This is a genomic window from Caballeronia sp. GAWG2-1, from assembly GCF_023631405.1.
Classification (GTDB): Bacteria; Pseudomonadota; Gammaproteobacteria; order Burkholderiales; family Burkholderiaceae; genus Caballeronia.
In genome coordinates, this window is the sequence record NZ_JALQDD010000038.1 from 106,708 (window position 1) to 121,907 (window position 15,200).

At 61.8% G+C, this 15,200-nt stretch carries 15 protein-coding genes; 8 read left to right on the forward strand and 7 right to left on the reverse strand.

Features of this window, described 5'->3' with window-relative positions:
* The first annotated feature begins 10 nt into the window (after positions 1-10).
* Genes NCR98_RS24855 through NCR98_RS24865 form a run of 3 tightly spaced genes read left to right on the forward strand, consistent with a single transcriptional unit; the run spans position 11 to position 2,186 of the window.
* The gene (locus NCR98_RS24855; protein ID WP_250469259.1) at positions 11-292 is read left to right on the forward strand and encodes a DUF3649 domain-containing protein; all 282 of its coding nucleotides are present in this window, start codon (positions 11-13) and stop codon (positions 290-292) included.
* Complete coding sequence (locus NCR98_RS24860; RefSeq protein ID WP_250527621.1) at positions 289-1,905, forward strand: PepSY-associated TM helix domain-containing protein; 1,617 nt, start codon at positions 289-291, stop codon at positions 1,903-1,905. Before NCR98_RS24855 ends, NCR98_RS24860 begins: the two co-directional genes overlap by 4 nt.
* Positions 1,902-2,186 (forward strand): DUF3325 domain-containing protein, encoded by a 285-nt coding sequence (locus tag NCR98_RS24865; protein WP_250527622.1) that lies wholly within the window; start codon positions 1,902-1,904, stop codon positions 2,184-2,186. The genes NCR98_RS24860 and NCR98_RS24865 overlap by 4 nt, the downstream gene beginning before the upstream one ends.
* Before the next feature lie 28 nt (positions 2,187-2,214).
* Here the strand turns inward: NCR98_RS24865 and NCR98_RS24870 are convergent, their stop codons facing one another.
* Positions 2,215-4,233 (reverse strand): TonB-dependent receptor, encoded by a 2,019-nt coding sequence (locus NCR98_RS24870; RefSeq protein ID WP_250527752.1) that lies wholly within the window; start codon positions 4,231-4,233, stop codon positions 2,215-2,217.
* A 372-nt stretch (positions 4,234-4,605) separates the two neighbouring features.
* On the opposite strand from NCR98_RS24870, the gene NCR98_RS24875 reads away from it, so the two are divergent.
* Both NCR98_RS24875 and NCR98_RS24880 read left to right on the forward strand, forming a co-directional pair.
* Positions 4,606-5,742: a porin gene (locus NCR98_RS24875; RefSeq protein WP_250527623.1), complete on the forward strand. Its 1,137-nt coding sequence runs from the start codon at positions 4,606-4,608 to the stop codon at positions 5,740-5,742.
* 134 nt (positions 5,743-5,876) lie between these two features.
* Positions 5,877-6,494: a hypothetical protein gene (locus NCR98_RS24880; protein ID WP_250527624.1), complete on the forward strand. Its 618-nt coding sequence runs from the start codon at positions 5,877-5,879 to the stop codon at positions 6,492-6,494.
* Between the two features lie 60 nt (positions 6,495-6,554).
* Here NCR98_RS24880 and NCR98_RS24885 read toward each other — a convergent pair whose 3' ends face one another.
* From NCR98_RS24885 to NCR98_RS24915, 6 genes are all read right to left on the reverse strand, one after another.
* Positions 6,555-6,722 carry a hypothetical protein gene (locus tag NCR98_RS24885; RefSeq protein WP_250469264.1) on the reverse strand — a complete coding sequence of 56 codons (168 nt, stop codon included), beginning with the start codon at positions 6,720-6,722 and terminating at the stop codon, positions 6,555-6,557.
* Positions 6,723-7,103: 381 nt separating this feature from the next.
* Positions 7,104-8,813, reverse strand: coding sequence for an ATP-binding protein (locus NCR98_RS33395; RefSeq protein WP_284503467.1), 1,710 nt, complete (start codon positions 8,811-8,813; stop codon positions 7,104-7,106).
* Positions 8,814-8,918: 105 nt separating this feature from the next.
* On the reverse strand, positions 8,919-9,311 hold the full coding sequence (locus tag NCR98_RS24900) for a hypothetical protein (protein ID WP_250469265.1): 393 nt from the start codon (positions 9,309-9,311) through the stop codon (positions 8,919-8,921).
* A gap of 32 nt (positions 9,312-9,343) precedes the next feature.
* Positions 9,344-9,931 carry a flavin reductase family protein gene (locus NCR98_RS24905; RefSeq protein WP_244830878.1) on the reverse strand — a complete coding sequence of 196 codons (588 nt, stop codon included), beginning with the start codon at positions 9,929-9,931 and terminating at the stop codon, positions 9,344-9,346.
* 1 nt (position 9,932) lies between these two features.
* On the reverse strand, positions 9,933-10,622 hold the full coding sequence (locus NCR98_RS24910; protein WP_250527625.1) for a GntR family transcriptional regulator: 690 nt from the start codon (positions 10,620-10,622) through the stop codon (positions 9,933-9,935).
* Between the two features lie 11 nt (positions 10,623-10,633).
* Positions 10,634-11,572: a polysaccharide deacetylase family protein gene (locus NCR98_RS24915; protein WP_250469268.1), complete on the reverse strand. Its 939-nt coding sequence runs from the start codon at positions 11,570-11,572 to the stop codon at positions 10,634-10,636.
* Positions 11,573-11,823: 251 nt separating this feature from the next.
* Here NCR98_RS24915 and NCR98_RS24920 point away from each other — a divergent pair, with 251 nt between their 5' ends.
* Genes NCR98_RS24920 through NCR98_RS24930 form a run of 3 tightly spaced genes read left to right on the forward strand, consistent with a single transcriptional unit; the run spans position 11,824 to position 15,200 of the window.
* Positions 11,824-12,879 carry an ABC transporter ATP-binding protein gene (locus NCR98_RS24920; RefSeq protein WP_244830875.1) on the forward strand — a complete coding sequence of 352 codons (1,056 nt, stop codon included), beginning with the start codon at positions 11,824-11,826 and terminating at the stop codon, positions 12,877-12,879.
* Between the two features lie 48 nt (positions 12,880-12,927).
* Positions 12,928-14,241: an ABC transporter substrate-binding protein gene (locus tag NCR98_RS24925; protein WP_250527626.1), complete on the forward strand. Its 1,314-nt coding sequence runs from the start codon at positions 12,928-12,930 to the stop codon at positions 14,239-14,241.
* 44 nt (positions 14,242-14,285) lie between these two features.
* On the forward strand, positions 14,286-15,200 hold the full coding sequence (locus NCR98_RS24930; RefSeq protein WP_244830873.1) for an ABC transporter permease: 915 nt from the start codon (positions 14,286-14,288) through the stop codon (positions 15,198-15,200).

The window sequence follows — 15,200 nt, forward strand, 5'->3', positions numbered from 1 at the left end:
TCGCCAGCCAATGACTGGTTTGATTACGAACCGAATTGCCCGCGTGGGGCCGCTCGTATCGCGCATCGTCTGCGCGATGTTCGGCGGTTACACGCTTGCCGCCCTGACGAGCGTCGCCGCGCTCGCGCTGCCGATGAGCAAGCCACAAGCGGTGCTCACCGGCATGCTGGCAAGTTTCGTCGTCTACGTATGCGCGGTGATCTGGGTCTTCGCGGTGCGAAGCGCAACGCGCGCATGGTTCGGATGCCTTATCGTATCGATACCGCTCCTGATCGCGGCGTGGTCGGTATGAAGGCAGACGTCAAACCGCGCGGCATCCGCCAGAGCATGTCGGACCTGCATACATGGGCCGGTCTGCTCGTCGGGTGGATTCTCTATGCCATGTTTCTCACCGGCACGGTCAGCTACTTCAAGGACGAGATCTCGCAGTGGATGCGCCCGGAAGTCGCGCATCAAAAGGTCTTGCCCGACGCGGCATCCGCTGCCGAACGCGTCGCCGCGACGCTCGGCACCATCGCTGCGGGAAGCTCGCAATGGAGCTTCGACTTGCCGAACGATCGCAGCAGCGTGATGGGATCGTTCTGGCGCACGCCGGGCGCGGCGCAGGGCCGGCGCGCGTTTTCGGAAGCGAGCTTCGATCCTGCAACCGGCCAGAAAGTGACTACGCGCGAGACGCTCGGCGGTGACTTCTTCTACCGCTTTCATTTCCAGTTTTACTACATGCCCGCGCTGTGGGGACGCTGGATTGCAGGCTTCTGCGCGATGTTCATGCTGGTCGCAATCGTAAGCGGCGTCATCACGCACAAAAAGATTTTCATCGACTTCTTTACGTTTCGATGGGGCAAGGGACAGCGCTCATGGCTCGACGCGCACAATGCCCTGTCGGTGTTCGGCCTGCCGTTCCACTTGATGATCACCTACACCGGTCTCGTTACGTTGATGGCGATGTACATGCCGTTCGGCGCATCGGCCGCATTCAAGACGCCCGCGGAACGCCAGCAGATGACGGCGCAACTGAGCGCATTCATTCAACCGGGCAAGCCCGATGGAGCGAAGGTTCCGCTCGCGCCCATCGCTCCGATGGTGCGCGAAGCCGAAGCGCGCTGGGGCCGGGAAAACGCGGGACGAGTGACGATCACGAATCCGGGCGACGGCGCGGCACGCGTGGCCGTATCGCGTGGCGATGCGGTGCGTGTATCGATGAGTCCGCAGTATCTTCTCTTCGATGGCGTGACGGGCAAGCTCATCGACGTGAAAGACAGCGTGGGCGCAGCCGCCGAAACGCGCGGTGTGCTCTATGCGTTGCATCTCGGGCGCTTCAGCGGTCTGCAACTGCGCTGGCTGTATTTCATCGTCAGTCTCGCGGGCACGGCGATGGTCGGCACCGGCCTCGTCATGTGGACGGTCAAACGCCGTCAAAAGCTGCTCGATCCGACGCGGCCGTACTTCGGCTTCTGGCTCGTCGAGCGGCTGAATATCGCGAGCATTGCGGGACTTTCCATCGCCATGACCGGATATCTGTGGGCGAATCGACTATTGCCCGTGTCGATGCACGACCGCGCCGAAGCGGAGATCAACCTGTTCTTTGCCATCTGGGCGGCAACGTTGCCGTGGGTGTTCGCGCGGCCCGCGAAGCGCGCGTGGATAGAACTGCTTTGGCTTGCGGCTGCCTTGCTCGCGCTCTTGCCGGTGCTCAATGCCTTCACGACGCGAAGGCCGTTCTGGCGCAGTGTCGCGGAAGGCGATTGGGTGTTCGCCGGATTCGATCTGATGATGTGGGCGTTCGCCGCGTTGCATGCCGCATTGGCGATACGCACAGCACGTCACACGCCGCGCGTGAAGCCCGCGAGAACCGTCGACGAGCGCAAGGTGACGATGAAGGAAACCGAGGAGGAAAGCACGTGACGCAGGGAATCGCCTTGCTGGTCTGCGTCGTGTCATTCGCGTTTCTTGCGCTGGCAATGGAGCGGCATCAAGAGACCCTCTTCGGACGCGAGTTGTCACGCGGTCAGTCGCGCGCGTTTCGCACCGCCGGATGGTGCGGCCTCGTGCTCGCGCTTCGATACCTCGTCGGCGGCGAAGGCTGGGCGCTCGGACTCGTGAGCTTTAGCGGATGCACGAGTCTTACCGCAGGCATCGTATATGGCGCGCTCATCTTGCTTGAGCGACGCGAGGTTCGTGGATGAATGAAGCATCGCCCACGCCTCGCATCCATCAAAACGCCGTGCGTAATCCGATCATCACGCTACGACCGCCTTCAGGCGCGATGTCCCTTACGACCGAACTCGCGTAACGCACTTCCTGATTCGTCAGGTTCTGTCCGCGTACGTAAGCGAGCCAGTCCGTTGGTCCGACGCGGAACTTGTACGTGAGCGTGAGCCCGAGCGTCGTGTAGCTTCCCGTCGGCAGATCGTTCTCCGGCACGCGATGCTGCGCCCACGCGTGAACCATTTCCGCGCGCGCGCCGTAAGGACCGTAGCCGTAGTCGAGCGCGAGCGTCGTGCGCAACGGCGAGATGCGCGGCAAGGCTTCGCCGGTATCGACATTACGGGCATGCGTGTAATCGGCGACGACTTCCACATCGAGCCGATGCGCGCCTTGATCGAGCACGCGCCATTTGCCATCCAGTTCGATGCCGTAAAACTCCGCGCGCACGCCGCGATAAACCGCTTCGTCGAGCGCGTCGTCGGTGCCCGGCGCCACGGGCGTGTCGTTGTCGTTGACGAGACGGCCCGTGTTGAACTCGGTCAGATAGTTGCGAAAGCGGCTGTAGAACACGCCCGCGCTGCCTTTGTTGGGGCCGCTCGCGAAGCGCAAGGACAAGTCGGTGGACACGGCCTTTTCCTTCTGCGCGTCCTGATTGCCGATCAGGTACTGACCGGTGGCATCGTGCGGACCGTTGGCGAAGAGTTCGTAGTAAGTCGGCGCCCGCTCCGTGTAGGCGAGATTGCCGACCACCGACCAGATCGGATTCAGCTTGAACAACGCGCCCGCGGACACGCTTCCCGCGTTGAAATCACGCGACATCGCCGATGCGAATTTCTCGTTGCCGCCCGCCGTCGGGTCGATCTTCACATGCTCGTAGCGTGCCCCGACGCTGAGCGTGAGCGCGTCGTTGAGGGCCCATTCCTCGAGTCCGAAGAGCGCGGCGCTCGTCGTCTGCGATGTCGGCACGAGCGCTTCGTCGCCGAGCGCGGAAAATGTGTTTTGACTCAACTGCACGCCGATGGCGCCATCGAACGGACCGATCTTCTTGTGACGCGCCTCGATGCGCGCCTCGTAGCCGTGGTTACGAAAGGTCGTGCCGGTTTCGCCGTCGTCGATCTCCTTGTGTTCGTAATCGGTATAGCCGAAGTTGAACTTGAGCTGGCTGAACGGTCCTTGCAGATTGCGTATCTCCGATGCCGCCGTCACGTGATCCTGATGCATGCGCAGACGCACATCGTCTTCGGCGACCGATCCGTAGTTCGCTTCGTAGCCGTTGTAGCTCACACCCGCATATCCGTCGGCCCAGGTGTAGGACGTGCCGACCGCGCCGCCGTGCCAGCGCCCGTCGCTATTCGGGATGCTGCCGTAGGGCTCTTGCGCGTCCGGTCCGTCGAGCGCGCGCTGGCGATCCGAGTGCGTAAAGCCGGGGACGCGCTCCTTGCTGGTTTCGCGGTCGAAGGCATCGACGTGAAACGCGAACTGCCCGTTGCCGCCTTCCACGAGCGCCGCGCCCGCGCGCGCATCGTTGGCGCCGCCATAGCTGGCATCGGCCTGACCGGAGACGCCTTTGATCGGCTCGCGCGGAATGCGGTTGTCGATGGTGTTCACCACGCCGCCTATCGCGTTGCCGCCGTATAGCAGCGCCGCCGGTCCGCGCACGATCTCGACGCGCTCCACTGAAAGCGGATCTTGCGGGACGGCGTGATCGTACGAGAGCGACGATGCATCGAAGGCCGCGACGCCGTTTTGCAATATGCGGATGCGGTCGCCGTCCATGCCACGGATGATCGGCCGGCCGACCATCGGACCGTAAGTCGTCGTGGAGACGCCCGGCAGACCGTTGAGCGTCTCGCCGAGCGAATCGCCGCGTCGCAGAGCGAGGGCGTCGCCGTCGAGCGCGCTGGATGGCGACATCAACTGGTTCGATCCAAGCGGATTCGCCGTGACGAATACCGGCGTGAGCGCGGTGTCCGTTACGTTGCCGGCGGCCGTCTGGCCGCGTGCCACGGCGGTGACCAGCAGCATGCCGAGTGGCAAGAGGCGCTGTCTGCGCGGCGCTGGATGAGCGAAAGGCGTGTGGTGCAAGATTTTATTGCTCCTGTCGAAATGATATAACGTTGCATCCGATGAGCGTACGGAGGCGTAAGGAACGGCATCCACCGCAGGCGGTGAGATGATATAACGTATCTTTACAAAAACGCCAGTGTCACGTGATCGACTAAACAACGCGCGTCAGTTGCGCAAAACACCACACCTTTTTGCGATGACTTGCCCCATCGTGTCCGCTGCGATATTCGATGTGATAAAAGTCCGCGTGCTTTTTTCGATCGGCTTCACGAGAGCCATCGGCAAAGCGCGACATACAACATCGATCAAAGCATCCAGCTCACGACATCCATGAAGACGATCACATCGCGTGCCGTATCCGCCCTTGGCATCACGGCCATTGCACTCGCCTGTCACACCGCATTCGCGCAAAGTTCGGTCACGCTGTACGGCGTCGCCGATGTCGGCGTGCGCTATCTCACCAACGCCAATGCCAACAACGACGGCAAGGTGTTCATGACCAACGGCGCAATCACCAATAGCCGGATCGGCTTGAAAGGCACCGAAGATCTCGGCAGCGGTCTCAAGGCGATTTTCCGTTTGGAAAGCGGCGTGGAATTGCAGAACGGCCAGTACTCGGATAGCCAGCGCGAGTTCAATCGCGCGGCGTATGTCGGTCTGTCGAACCAGTACGGCACGCTCACGCTCGGCCGCCAGAAGACGCCGCTTTTCGACATGCTGGGCGATACCTACGACCCGCTCACGGTCGGCAACTACTTCGAGAATGCGTGGTTGCCGGTCGCGCTCGGCGCCGGTCTCTATGCGGATAACGCGGTAAAGTACAACGGCACGTTCGCGGGCCTGACGGTCGCGGCGATGTACTCGTTCGGCACCAACTACACGTCGACGGGCGCGGGCGGCTTCTCGGGCCAGGTGCCGGGTCACATGGGCGCGGGCAACATGTACGGCTTCACGGCTTCGTATGCCGTGGGGCCGCTTGCCATCGGCGGCGGCTACCAGCAGAACAGCGACAACGCCAGCAACAAGCAGAAGATCTGGAACGCCAACGCGGTCTATACCATCGGTCAGGCAAAGCTCTACGTCGGCTATCTGCATTCGACGGATGACACTGGTTTCGTCGATAGCACGCTGTCGCAGCGCGATCTCGTGTCGGGCGTGGATATCCTCAAAGGCTCGGGTCGTCGCGACGATGGTCCCTTCGCCGGCATCACCTATCAAGTGACGCCCGCGCTCTTGCTCACCGGCGCGTTCTACTACGACCACATGAAGAATGCGGCGATCGGCGGTGGAGAAGTCGGCAGCGGCAATCGCTATACGGGCGTGGCGGTCGCGGAATACGCGTTGTCCAAGCGCACCGAAGTCTACGGCACGGTGGACTTCAACAAGGTAACGGGCGCGGGCTTCGTGGAACTGCCGGGACGCTCGAATCAAACGGGCGTTTCCATCGGGCTGCGCAATATTTTCTAAGTGCTATCGATGACGGCGCGTTCGCACCGCGTCGCCGATGTCTCTTGCGGGTGCGAATATTGCGATCTTTCGTGCTATTCGAAGAAGGACCGGAGTCAGCGCGCTTGCGCTGACTCCGCCTCACAGGAGACGACATGCCCGAGAATCAGTCCCCCGATGTCTGCCGCATGGGTGTCGCGTTTATCGACGCCCAGTTGCAATCGCTCTATATCCACGCGGCGCTATTGAGCGGATGGATCGAGAATGGCGGTCCTGCACCCGATTTCAGCGGCGTGGAGCGGCTCCTGACGATGCGCCACGCGCATCCCGAAGCGCACACGCATAGTGAAGACGGCATGCCTGCCAAGCGCGCGCCGGACGATCCGCCGCCGTCGCTTCCGTCACTCGACGATCCCGCCGAACGCATGGCTTTCGCGCTTCGCGTGCCGTCGACGAACGCGATTCTCGCCGTCGCCGATTTTTTCGATGCGCATCGCCTGTCCGGTTCGCGCACGCCCGAAGTGCAGTTTCTGATGCGTATCCGCGATGCCGCCGTCAATGCCAATACCTTGCATGTCGAGACGGGCGTTTATCGTCCGCACGCGGCGTATGGCGGAATCATCATCGACGAAGCGCTCGACGGCGCACGGCTTTTCAGCGACGGAGAAACGCCCGGCTTCATGGAATTTGGCGATACGGTGGGGTTACTGCGATATCTGCGCACGCTTCTGAAGAGCATGCAGACGGTGATCAGTTCAGGCGATGCAGGTTGAGCGCGGCAATCGGCGAGCATGAAGTCCGCTGAATGCCGCGCCCGGCATTCATGATCCTGCTTACTGCGATGCCGCTGCGGCCTTCTTTGCGTGATGCTTGTGGCTGTGCTTCTTGTAAGCAGGCCGCGGCTTGTTGTTCGGGTATTGCGCTTCGGCGAACGACACGCTCGGTGCGAAGATAGCGGCGACCGCCAACAGGGCAACAGCTTTCTTGAGAGACATTTTCATCAGGAACTCGCAGAGAAGAAAGGCTTGGAAATGCGCGGCGGCGAGGCCTTCGCCGCATGCGCGGTGAGCACTGTAGAGACTGCGAAGCGGAGTGTAACTTGGGGAAAACATCAGCGCTCGTTAAAACAACAATGGCGTTGTTTTTTGCGGGACTGCCACGGAATTTGCACGCTTACGGCGCACGTTTAGCGGTATTTCGTTAAACTCGACGAAAGCTCGCGCGCAGCACCTGTGGATTGCAATCGATACCGTCAGGAAAATTCATAGACGAGCGACCGGGAAACCGGCGAACTATCCCTCCACCAGTCCTTACCTTGTTTCCCTGTAGTGCGGAAACGCTCAGTCGTTTTCTTGCAGCTGGCCGCGCAACGAGCCACAGCGCTAGTCGCCCAGCAACGTCTGCACGCCCTGCGCGAATTCATCTAGTAAGACGGGCTTGCGCAATACGATGGCGTCCTCGGGCAGCGTCGCCTTGACGGCATCGATATCGTCGTAGCCAGTCATGAACATCACCGGCAGACGCGGATGCGTTTCCGCGAGAATGCGCGCGAGCAAGCCGCCGTTCAAGCCCTGCATGGCCTGATCGGTCACAACGACATCGGGCGGCGAACGATCGATCGCTTGCAGCGCCGCAATGCCGCCGCTCACCGCTTCGACATCGTAGTTCGCGTCGCGCAGCAGTTCAGATAACGCTTCGCGCACGTTGGCTTCGTCATCGACCAGAATGATGCGCACGCGCTTTCGCAGCGCGACCGGGCTCGCCGATTCGCATTCGCCGTCAGCATCGCCCGCTTCCTGAACGGCCGTTCGCAGATACAGCGAAACGGTCGTGCCCGCGCCCGGTTCCGTGCCGATACGCGCGATCCCGCCCGCTTTGAGCGCCACGCCATACACCTGCGAAAGCCCGAGCCCCGTGCCCTTGCCTTCGGGCTTGGTCGAGAAGAAAGGCTCGAACGCGCGCCGGGCGACTTCGGGCGGCATGCCGGGGCCGGTATCCGACACGCGCAGCTCCACGTAATTGCCATTCGCGAGATCGGGGTCGCCCTCGGCTTCGAAAACACGTGTGGCGACTTCTATGCGCCCGCGTCCTTGCATTGCGTCCCGTGCGTTGATGACGAGATTGAGCAGCGCCGCTTCGAGTTGCGTCGCGTTGGTCAGCACGCGAACGCCTTCGGAGCGAAGCTGAAACGCAAGCTGGGTTTCGGGCCCGAGCACGCGCGCCAGCAGTTCCTTCATGCCGTGCACCGAACGCGTGACGCACAGCGACTCCAGTTCGACCGATTCCTGCCGGGAAAACGTCAGCAATTGCCTGATGAGCGCCGCGCCATGCGTGACCGCCTGCAGACCGTTGGCGCTCCAACGGCGCACCTGATCCGCGTCGTGCGCGCGATGCTCGACGAGTTGCAGACACGTGCTGATGGTCTGCAGGAGATTGTTGAAGTCGTGCGCAATGCCGCCCGTCAACTGCCCGACCGAACCCACGCGCTGATTCTGCTTGAACGTTTCGTGCGCGGCGTCGTCATCGGCGAGTGCGTCGGTGATCTTGCGCTGCAGTTCGCGTTTCTCCTCGCCGCGCTGAATGCCCATGCGCCGCAGCTTCAGCATGATGGCAGCCTGACGCGCGAGCGATTCGAGCGCCGTGCATTGTTCCTGACTCAAGGCACGCGGCTCGCGGTCGATCACGCAGACGGTGCCGAGCGCGTGACCGTCGTCCGTGACGATAGGCGCGCCCGCATAAAAGCGGATATGCGGCTCGCCGAGCACGAGCGGGTTGTCCCTGAAACGCGGATCGAGCGTCGCGTCCTCGATCACCAGCAGCGAGGTGGGTTCCAGAATGGCATGCGCGCAGAACGCCTGATCGCGTGGGGTCTCGCGTGCGCCGAGACCGATGCACGCCTTGAACCATTGCCGGTCGCGGTCGATCAGCGAAACGAGCGCGATAGGCGACTGGCAGATCGTCGCGGCCAGCGTGGCGATGTCGTCGAAAGCGGGTTCGGGCAACGAATCGAGTACGTCGAAGCTTCGCAGCGTATAGAGACGTTCCGCTTCGGTGGCGGGCACGGCCGCGCCACTGTGCGTTGATTTGGGCATGAGTACGAGGGCAGAACGGGTAGCGAAAGGCGCTGACCGATCATGGAACCTGATCGTGCGCAGTCGCTCAGTGTACGCTGGTTCGCCGTGCGTTATCGGACAGGCTCAAGTCCGTGCAAGCGCGCTTCGCTTCGCTGGTTTGCGCCGTTTGCGCGCACCCGGCACGACGCCGATGCGCGGATCGCGAGCGAGTACGAGTTCCGCGAGCCGACGCGCCGTGTCTTCGAACGCAGGATCGTCCTGCGGCACGTAAAGCCATTTTCCGAGCACGGGATGTGGCTGCAAAGCCGGAATGTCTTCGATGAGCGCTGCATGATGCTCTTGCGAGGTGCATACGAGCACGCCATTCCAGGGCTTGTCGCGGTCGGCGGCCACGAGACACATCAGTCCATCGATATACGCGGCGTCGGAACCGAACATGCGCTTTTGAATGAACGTGTCATCGCTCTCGAGCGGCTCGAAAACCCATAGCAGCGAATTGCGGACGGTGGAGGGCATGATGGCGGTCGCGAGCCTTGACGGTCTCCATGTTACAACTCGAAGCGGTCGCGGGTCGTCACGTAATCGCTTGCGCCGAAGCGCCCGACCGGAAAGTAATGCTGTAAGCGCACGCGCCAGGTGTCGAGGTCGATGAGCTCGTCGCGTGCGTGCAGCATCAATACCTTGCCGATGAAGATGTGCCGGCTTGCGGTTTCCAGCGTTTCCCACAGCACGCATTCGAACGCGACGGGCGCCTCGGCGATGCGCGGCGGCTTCACGCGCAGCGACGGCAGCGCGGTGAAACCAACCGCGTCGAGTTCGCTGACATCGGCGGCGAAGCGTTCGCCGCAGCGATGCATCTGCTCGGCGATTGCTTCATCGGCGAGATGGACGACGAATTCCTTCTCGCGCGGCACGTTCGCGGCTGTGTCTTTCAACGTGCCATCCGCGAGCCGGTTGATGCTGATCATCACGATGGGCGGTTCTTCGCCGAGCATGTTGAACATCGAGAAAGGCGCGGCATTCACGGTGCCATCCGCACCGAGCGTGGTCACGAGCGCAATGGGCCGTGGCACGATGAGGCTCGCCATCAGCTTGTAGCGCTGGTATTCGGTGATGGCCTCGAAGTCGATTTCCATGTCATTGCACCTTTTCAATGCCGAGCAGATGCGCAAGGCTCTTGGTGCCCGGCATCCGTGTGGTTTCTATACGCGCTTCGAGTCCCTGCAGATGCGCGTTCATATGCGCCGCCGCGCCTTTTGCGTCGCGTCGTTCGAGGCAATCGAGAATGGCGGTGTGCTCGTCGTGCTCGCATGGCGCGTTGCCCGCCGGTTCATAGACGCCAACGATAAGCGAGCAGCGCGATACGAGTTCGTTCAGATACTGCAGCAGGATGGCATTGCCCGCGAGCGCCGCGATACGCAGATGAAACTCGCTCGCGAGGCGCGCCCATGACGGTTGATCGAAGCGGTGCATCGCTTCGTGTTCCTGGTTGAGTTGCTCGCGCAAGGCGGCAATATCCGCGCTGCTCGCGCGCTCCGCCGCGAGTTCGACGAGCGCGCGTTCCACCGAGCGGCGCGCTTCGAACACCTCGCGCGTTTCCTCGCGCGTCGGCTGTGCGATCACCGCGCCCTTGTTGGGCCGCAACACCACGATGCCGTCGTACGCGAGCTTTTCGAGCGCGCGCCGGACCACTGCGCGGCCCACGCCGAAGAGCTCGCACAGTTCCGGCTCGGGCAGCTTGGTACCGGGCGCGAGACGCCGGCTCAGCACACCGTCGAAGATGCTTCGATAGATGCGCATATCGGCGGCATCGGCTTGATCACGCATGCGCGGCGAGCTCATGCGGCGCGCGCGGCCGTGCTCGCCGCCTGTTCCATGTGCCGCGCGATTGCGCCGGGCGTGGTGAGCCAGATGTCGTTGCGCGCCGCCGCGATATGCGCGAGCGCGCGCCGTAAATGACGCAAGCGATACGGCTGCCCGACGATATACGGATGCAGCGCAATCCCCATGACGAGGCCCTGCGGCGTGCTCGCGCGTTGCGTCTGTTCGACCATTTCATCGAACTGGTCGACGATCATGTCGGTGAACGCGCACATGTCGAGATGCCGCGCCATGATCATCGGCAGATCGTTCAGCTCTTGCGGATAAGGCACGGACCACAGCGCGCCGTGACGTGTTTTCATGCGCACGGGCCGGTCGTCGTGACACCAGTTGAGCGTGTAGCCGTAACCCGTTTCGGCAAGGAGGTCCGGCGTGTGATGCGTCTCCGAGATCCACGGCGATAGCCATCCTTGCGGCATCACGCCCGACTCCGCAAGGATGCGTTCGCGACAGTGCGCGAGCAGTGCGCGCTCGCCGGCTTCGTCGAAATCGCTCTGACGCTCGGCGTTCGTGTGACCGTGCGCGATGAGTTCATCGCCCCGCGCCACACATGCTTCGATCAGCTCGGGGCAATGATCGTAGAGCGACGTGTTGATGAGCGTGCCCGCGGGCATGTCGAGCGCATCGAACAATTCAATGCAACGCCACGCGCCCACGCGATTCCCGTACTCGCGCCAACTATGGTTGAGGACATCCGGTTGCGGCGATAGTGGTCCGAGCGCGGCCCCCAGTCCTTCGCCGAACGCAAAGTGTTCGAGGTTGAAGCCGAGATAAACCGCGAGACGCGCGCCGTTCGGCCAGCAATACGGCTCGCCATGATGAATCGCTTGATAGTCGAAACGGCCGTGCGATCGGAGTACATCGGGATTGAAGTCGCTCATTGTCGATGAATGCATGAACCGGTTTGGTTACGTCGTGCCCCAAGGCGGACCTGTTGCGCACCGCGAACGTACACGCCTCGCGTCGCGACGTGCCGACGATCGAGGCTTGCGATCGTGTGCAATATGCGAGCCAACGTGTCGACACGCATACTGCGCTACGCGTTGCATGCGATGAAGCCGAACCACGACAGCAAATGGCATATGTCTTGCAATGGCTTCGCGCTGCAAGCCATTTCCCGTCAGCGCGTTCATAAGGACAAGCCTTCATGGTTCAGCCGGCATCAACCGTGGTTCACGCGACAGCCGCCGATATCGAACTCGTTCACGTGACGAAGCGCTATGCGGATTCCGTCGCCGTCGATGCGATCGACCTGCGCATTCCCGGCGGCGCGTACTGTTGCCTGCTCGGTCCTTCGGGCTGCGGCAAGACATCGACCTTGCGCATGATCGCGGGGCACGAGTGGATTTCCGAAGGCGATGTGCTGATCGGCGGGCGCAACGTCACGCGCGAACAGCCGGCCGCACGCGGCACCGCGATGGTCTTTCAAAGCTACGCGCTCTTTCCGCATCTGTCCGCGCTCGATAACGTCGCCTTCAGCCTCAAGATGCGCGGCGTCGCGAAGGAAGCACGCAGAAAGCGCGCGGGCGAACTGCTCGAACTCGTCGCCATGTCGCCCTACGCGAACCGCAAGCCCGCGCAGCTTTCCGGCGGGCAGCAGCAGCGTGTGGCACTCGCGCGCGCCTTGCTCAATGAACCACGCTGTCTCTTGCTCGACGAACCGCTCTCCGCGCTCGATCCTTTCCTGCGCGTGCAGATGCGCGCCGAACTCAAGCGCTGGCAGAAAGAACTGGGCATCACTTTCGTGCACGTCACGCACTCGCAGGAAGAAGCAATGGCGCTCGCCGATCTCGTCGTCGTGATGAGTCACGGTCATATCGAACAAAGCGGCACGCCGTTCGAAGTCTTCAACCGGCCGCGCACCGAATTCGTCGCGCGCTTTCTCGGCGGCCATAACGTGCTCGGTTCGAAGGGCGGGCTTTTCACGGTGCGTGCGGATCATCTGCGGATCGCGCCGCAGGGCACGACCCCCGGCACGAGCGCGGGCGAGGGAGGACTGAGCCGTATCGGCGGACTCGCGTGCACGGTGCGCGAGGCCGAGTATCAAGGCACGCATGTGCGCATGACGCTCGTGCCGCTCGACGGTTCCCCCGAACTCGTTTCTATCGTCAGCGATGCCGACTACGACGCCGAGCGCCTCGGCCCCGATGCGCGCGTGACCGTCTGGTGGGATCAACGCAACGCGCATCCGCTCGCGGCGTGATGCGCGCTTGAGCCAAACACATCAAAACCCGAAACGAGGAGGAAGGCTATGAGCAATGACAACGCACGTCCGCAAGCGACTCAGGAAATCAAAGAGACCAAAGAGGAACTGGAAAGCCGCAGCCGTACGCGCCGCACTTTCATCAAGGGCGCCGTGGCGGCGGCGGGCATCGCCGGGTTCCCTTACGTGCATGCGCAAGAGAAGATCACCTTGCGCTATCTCGGCACGGCGGTCAACCAGAGCGCGGACATTGCGAAGAAGTTCAAGGAAGACACGGGCATCGAGATTCAATACATTCCGGTGACGACCGATGACGTCACCAAGCGCATCATCACGCAGCCCAACTCGTTCGATATCGTCGATACCGAATACTTTTCCCTCAAGAAGCTGATTCCGGCGGGCACGCTGGCCGGTATGGATGCAAAGCGCATCAAGCTCGCGGACAAGATCACGCCGGTGCTCACGAAGGGCGAAGTGAACGGCAAGAAGATTGGCGATCAGGGCACGGCCCCGAAGAAAGTGATGTTCTTGAAGGGCGCGCGCTCGACGGAGTTCTCCGCGACGCCTACCGAATGGATGACGCTCATTCCCACGACGTATAACGCGGATACGCTCGGCATTCGCCCGGACCTCATCAAGCGTCCGGTCAACACGTGGGCCGACTTGTTGAATCCGCAATTCAAGGGCAAGGCGGCGCTGCTCAACATTCCGGCTATCGGCATCATGGATGCGGCAATGGCCATCGAAGCAATGGGTCAGGTCAAGTACGGCGACAAAGGCAACATGACCAAGGCCGAGATCGATCAGACCATCAAGGTGCTGATCGAAGCGAAGCGCGCAGGTCAGTTCCGCGCCTTCTGGCGCGACTTCAACGAAAGCGTGAACCTGATGGCATCGGGCGAAGTGGTCATTCAGTCGATGTGGTCGCCCGCGGTCACGAAGGTGCGCACCATGGGTATCGCCTGCACGTTTCAGCCGCTGAAGGAAGGTTATCGCTCGTGGGCGTCGGGCTTCGGCTTTCCGCGTTCGCTGCAAGGCAAGAAGCTCGATGCGGCCTATGAGTTCGTCAACTGGTTCCAGGACGGCTGGGCGGGCGCCTATCTAATGCGCCAGGGTTATTACCCCGGCGTGACGGAGACGGCCAAGACGCACATGCAAGCTTACGAGTGGGACTACTGGATGGAAGGCAAGCCCGCGACACAGGACATCAAGGCACCCGATGGCCAATTGCTCGAAAAGACCGGCGCGGTGCGCGACGGCGGCTCTTATACCCAGCGCATGGGCGCCATTGCATGCTGGAACGCGGTGATGGACGAGAACATCTACATGGTGCAGAAGTGGAACGAGTTCATCGCCGCCTGATGTTCACGTGAGGTTCGCATGATGCACACAAGGAGCATTTGCTGATGGCATCCGTCGAGTATCTGTCGCAAGCGAAGGAAGCGCCGAAGCGTCATCGGCGCGTGAGCGCCTGGTTGCAGGCCACGCCGCTCACACTCACCTTCGTGCTGTTCTTCATCGTGCCGCTCGTGATCACGTTGATCGTAAGCTTCTGGGATTTCAACGAATATCAGATCATCCCGGCGTTCACGCTCAAGAACTATGTGGCGATCTTCGACGGTTGCAGCTCCTTCACCGATGTCTGCGTGACCTTCAAGACATATTGGTCGACGCTCAAGTTCTGCGCAATGGTATGGGCCGTGACGCTCGTGCTCGGTTTCTCCATTGCGTACTTCCTCGCGTTTCACGTGCGCACCACGGCCATGCAGACCATTCTCTTTTTGCTCTGCACGATTCCGTTCTGGACGTCCAACGTCATCCGCATGATCTCGTGGATTCCGCTGCTCGGCCGTAACGGGCTCGTGAATCAGGCGCTGATCAACGCGCATCTCATCGATCAACCGCTCGAATGGCTGCTGTATTCGAACTTTTCGGTGGTGCTCGCGTTCGTGCATCTGTTCACGTTCTTCATGATCGTGCCGATCTTCAACGCGATGATGCGTATCGACAAGTCGCTCTTGGAAGCCGCGCGCGATGGCGGGGCGAGCGGCTGGCAGGTGATCCGCGATGTCGTGTTGCCGCTCTCGAAGACCGGAATCGTCATTGGCTCGATCTTCGTCATCACCATCGTGATGGGCGACTTTCTCACAGTGGGCGTAATGGGTGGACAGCAGATTGCGTCGGTGGGCAAGATCATTCAGGTGCAGACGGGCTATCTGCAATTTCCCGCCGCGGCGGCCAACGCGATCATTTTGCTGGCCGTCGTGCTGATGATCGTGTGGGCGCTCACGCGTGTGGTCGATATCAGGAAGGAGCTTTGA